The sequence below is a fragment of the Clostridium sp. CAG:43 genome, from assembly GCF_000434655.1.
Taxonomy (GTDB): Bacteria; Bacillota; Clostridia; order Lachnospirales; family Lachnospiraceae; genus Otoolea; species Otoolea fessa.
This window is the reverse complement of the sequence record NZ_FR895067.1, coordinates 1,084-5,577: the sequence shown is the minus strand read 5'-3', so window position 1 is coordinate 5,577 and position 4,494 is coordinate 1,084. Positions and strand designations below refer to the sequence as shown.

3 protein-coding genes and 1 pseudogene are annotated in these 4,494 nt (G+C 54.4%); 3 read left to right on the top strand and 1 reads right to left on the bottom strand.

Annotation, left to right across the window (positions count from 1 at the left end; translation table 11 throughout):
- A partial coding sequence (accA, locus tag QVO97_RS05440) for an acetyl-CoA carboxylase carboxyl transferase subunit alpha (protein WP_288189049.1) occupies positions 1-762 on the top strand: 762 nt, incomplete at its 5' end.
- A 61-nt stretch (positions 763-823) separates the two neighbouring features.
- Positions 824-1,930, top strand: coding sequence for an NAD(P)H-dependent flavin oxidoreductase (locus QVO97_RS05435; protein WP_022359377.1), 1,107 nt, complete (start codon positions 824-826; stop codon positions 1,928-1,930).
- A gap of 117 nt (positions 1,931-2,047) precedes the next feature.
- Here QVO97_RS05435 and QVO97_RS05430 read toward each other — a convergent pair whose 3' ends face one another.
- Positions 2,048-3,922, bottom strand: coding sequence for an ABC-ATPase domain-containing protein (locus QVO97_RS05430; protein WP_022359376.1), 1,875 nt, complete (start codon positions 3,920-3,922; stop codon positions 2,048-2,050).
- 280 nt (positions 3,923-4,202) lie between these two features.
- On the opposite strand from QVO97_RS05430, the pseudogene QVO97_RS05425 reads away from it, so the two are divergent.
- Positions 4,203-4,494 (top strand): annotated as a pseudogene (locus tag QVO97_RS05425) (nucleoside recognition protein); the annotation flags it as partial.

Sequence of the window (4,494 nt, the reverse complement as noted above, 5' to 3'; positions counted from 1 at the left end):
GTACGCCAGTCCCGTAGCGCCGGACATCTGAACGCCAGCGATTATATCCGGATCCTGTTTGACGATTTTACCGAGTTCCACGGCGACCGGTATTATGGCGATGATATGGCGGTCATCGGCGGTGTGGCATCCTTCTATGGAATGCCGGTCACAGTCATTGGACAGGAGAGAGGTAAATCCCCGAAAGACAGCATGAAGCACAACTTCGGCATGCCGTCTCCGGAAGGATACAGAAAGGCGCTCCGTCTGATGAAACAGGCGGCGAAATTTAACCGTCCGATCATCTGTTTTGTCGATACGCCAGGTGCATTCCCGGGTATGGAGGCAGAGGAGAGAGGCCAGGGCGAGGCGATTGCCCGCAACCTCTTTGAAATGTCGGATATGAAGGTGCCGATTCTGGCGATTATCACCGGTCAGGGCGGCAGCGGCGGCGCACTGGCGCTGGCGGTTTCCAACGAGGTATGGATGATGGAGAATGCGACCTACTCGATCCTTTCTCCGGAGGGCTTTGCTTCGATTCTGTGGAAAGATGCCAAGAGAGCCAGCGAGGCGGCGAAGGTCATGAAGATGACGGCGGAGGACCTGTATGAGCTTGGCATGATCGAGCGCATTATCTGCGAGGATGAGCCGGCAACCGATGACAACATCGAGGAGATCGGACGCATCATCGACCGCCATATGCGCGAATTCTTCCAGTCCTGCGCGGAAAAGACGCCGGATGAGATCGCGGAGCAGCGGTATGAACGTTTTAGAAAAATCTAAAAAATAGATATTGAAAGGGGGTTGCCGCGCGGCGGTCCCCTTTGTGAATATAGGAGATCGTATGAGTACAATTTTATCACAGTTAAAACCGCTGAAAATTGGTGATCTGACGGCGAAGTTTCCGATCATCCAGGGCGGTATGGGGGTTGGCATCAGCCTGTCCTCGCTGGCAGGAGCCGTGGCGGGGGCTGGCGGCATCGGCATTATTTCCACTGCCCAGATCGGTTTCCGGGAGCCGGATTTTGCCGAACATCCGCAGGAGGCGAACCTGCGCGCGATCGGTTCAGAGTTACAGAAGGCGCGCGCGATCGCGAAGGGCGGCATCGTGGGCTTTAATATCATGGTGGCGACGAAAAACTATGCGGAGTACGTTAAAACGGCGGTCAAGGCGGGCGCTGACCTGATCATATCGGGCGCGGGACTTCCAGTTTCCCTGCCGGAGTATGTGAAAGGGACGGCGACGAAGATTGCGCCGATCGTTTCCTCCGTTAAGGCGGCGACGGTCATCTGTCGGATGTGGGACCGCAAGTACCAGACCGCACCGGATCTGGTGGTCGTTGAGGGACCTCTGGCGGGCGGACATCTGGGATTTGACCGTGAGAAGCTGACCGAGCTGGAGGTAGACACGCCGCACGCAGCCGAGACATTCCATCAGGCGGAATATGACGAGGAAGTGCGGGGAATTATCGCGCTGGTTAAAAAATACGCGCAGAAATATGGAAAATCGATTCCAGTTGTGACGGCTGGCGGCATCTACGACCATGCGGATGTGATGCACCAGATGGAGCTTGGCGCGGACGGCGTGCAGGTGGCAACCCGTTTTGTGACAACCGAGGAATGCGATGCACCGATGGCATATAAGCAGGCATATCTGGATGCGAAGGAAGAGGACATCGTGATTGTCAAAAGTCCGGTCGGCATGCCGGGACGTGCGATCAAGAATGCGTTCTTAAAAGAACTGGAAAAAGGAAGACAGGCAGTGACACACTGTTACCAGTGTCTGGAACACTGTGATCCGGCGAAGATCCCATACTGCATCACGCAGGCACTCGTCAATGCCGCCCGCGGTGATGAAGATCATGCGTTGATTTTCTGCGGCGGAAACGCGTGGAGAGCAGAGAAGATAGAGACGGTTGAGGGCGTGATGCGGGCGCTGTGCGAAGGGTAGGATAGATTTTGGCAGGGTTCAGGGATGAGCCAAGATGAAATTTGCAAATGGTTCAGTGTAAAATGCAAAAATAGAAAGAGAGGGCTTGCAAAATGCAGCCCTCTTTTGTGTATCCAATCATCCTCTGAAACGATTTAAACAAGCATAAATCTCCTGCACGCGCGGCATTGCCAGTCCCATGGCGGCATATGAAGCATCGCTGAATACAGAGAGCCCGTTTGCTTCATAGGCTTTTAAGAGTGTGGCAACCGTTTCCTGTACGGTGCAGCGCTCCAGAAGCCCTTTTTCCAGGCAGTAGCGCACCATCTGGGCGAGTGCGGCGGTCTGCTCGCTGTCGGCAAGCTGTTCGACGAAGCGCAGATCGACCGGCTCTTTGGCAACCTGGAAAGAGTGTTTGTCGTGGACACGGACTTTGATACGCGTGTTCCGGTCGGAATTTCGGTCAGCTTCGCGGCGTCCTCCGCGACCGCGTTCAAAGCGTCCTGCATCGGAGGCGCTGCCGCCGCGATTGCCAAACCGTCCAGAACGACCGCTGTTTTCGCCCTCTTCCTGAGATTCACCTCCAGCTTCTGCGCGGCTGTCGCCAAAATTCAGCGCCATCGCGCCCACAGCCCGTCCTGTTCCGCCAGCCGCCAGCTTCCGTCCAACCGTCGGGAGCTTGAACCCAGGCGCCTGGATGGCGGGTTTGGAAGCCTCCTGTTCGCAGGCATTTTTTACCATCTCCGTGATATCAAACGGGCGGTATGCATCCATCTGGATAATAGTGTCTGCGATGAAGAAGTAGGCGCCGGAGCTTCCGGCTACGAGGACGGTGGAGATGCCTGCCTGCTTGTAGAGATCGCGGGCGCGTTCGATGAACGGGGTGATCGGCTCTTTATCGCGGCTGACGATGCGCTGCATCAGGTCGTCCCGCAGCATGAAGTTGGTAGCGGAGGTGTCCTCGTCGATCAGGAAAGCGCGGGTTCCCGCTTCAATGCTTTCGATCACGGCTGCCGCCTGGGAGGTACTGCCGCTGGCATCGGCGGTGGAAAAGCAGGTGGTGTCTTTTTTGTTCGGCAGATCCCGGATAAAGAGAGAAATATCAACGTGGTTGATGCTGCGTCCATCCTCGGCGCGCAGCTTGACTGCGGTTTCATCGGTGATGACATATTCACGTCCATCCCCCGGAATATGGTTGTAGACGCCGGATTCCAGCGCTTTTAGCAGTGTGGATTTGCCGTGGTAGCCGCCGCCTACGATCAGGGTGATGCCGCGGTGGATTGCCATGCCGGAGATCGGACCGTGTCCCGGAAGATTCAGAGTGATTCTTAAGGAATCCGGGGAATGGAATGCAACACTGCCCTTCATCGGACGGTCGGAGACGCCGGTTTCACGCGGCAGGATTGAGCCGTCTGCGACGAAGGAGACAAGATCTAAGCGTTTCAGCTCATTGCGGATAAATTGCTGGTCGTCTGCCAGTGTGATGCGTTTTTTGATTTCAGCGGTGTTCTGGCGGCGGTAGAAAAAGACGTTTTCGACACAGCCTGGAAGAAAATCAAAGAAAATCCGGATCAGTTCACCTGAGTTGATGGTGCGCCCGAATGCCGGGAAACCAACCTCAAAACGGGCTGTAATCTCATTTCTCCCGATCTCGCAGGCGGTCCGGGAGAGAACCTCCTGACCGGGGCGGCTGGTGGCGATCAGACCACTTTTTCCAGAACCTTTTGCCTTGAAAGAAAGACGACCGATTTCACGGGAAAAACAGCGGAGCAGGTAATCTTCAAGCGCTGTTTTTTTCCACGGTGTATCAAAGAGCTCTGCCGGAAATCCGGCTTTCGCGTGGCGGACCTGGATACTGACCTTGGAAGGGGACGCAAACGGGTCACCCTGTACATGGTCGATGGATAAAATATACGTATTAAAATCATAAGTGCCGCGCACGTCCTTGTAAGCCGGATAGCTTTTGTGATCGATGGAGGTGAGGAGACGCTTTAAATCTGCGGATTGTTTCATTCTGAATACCTCGTTTTCATAATATTAAATCATATTTCAATGTCTTCACGGTTTTTGGCAGGAGAATCCATATAAAATGGCCTTTTTCAAAGAATATCTGTCATGTGAAGCAGATGATAGTTCTTATTTTAAAGATCCAAATTCTGAAATGCAAGCGGAATGGACGAAAAGAAACGATATAATTGTATCTATTTATGATGGTGTATATTTGGCGTCTTTTTATACTTGTCTGAGTATAAAATGTTCTGAGCGTACCATATGACAGCAGGGAGGTAGATGCATGTTAAATGCACTCTGGGCGTTTATGATGCTTACGGGGCTTGGCTGGGCGGCGGTGCATGGGACGCTGGGGGCGGTGACGGAGGGAATGCTTGCAGCGGCGGGGGATGCAGTCTCGCTGGGAATCACGATGCTGGGGGTGATGGCGTTCTGGACGGGAATTTTGGAGATCGGACGGCGGGCGGGGCTGATTGAGCAGTTGTCGGCGGGGATGCGGCCGGTGCTTCATTTCCTCTTTCCACGCATTCCAGCGGGTCATCCGGCGCTTTCTTCGATGGCCGCCAATATGATTG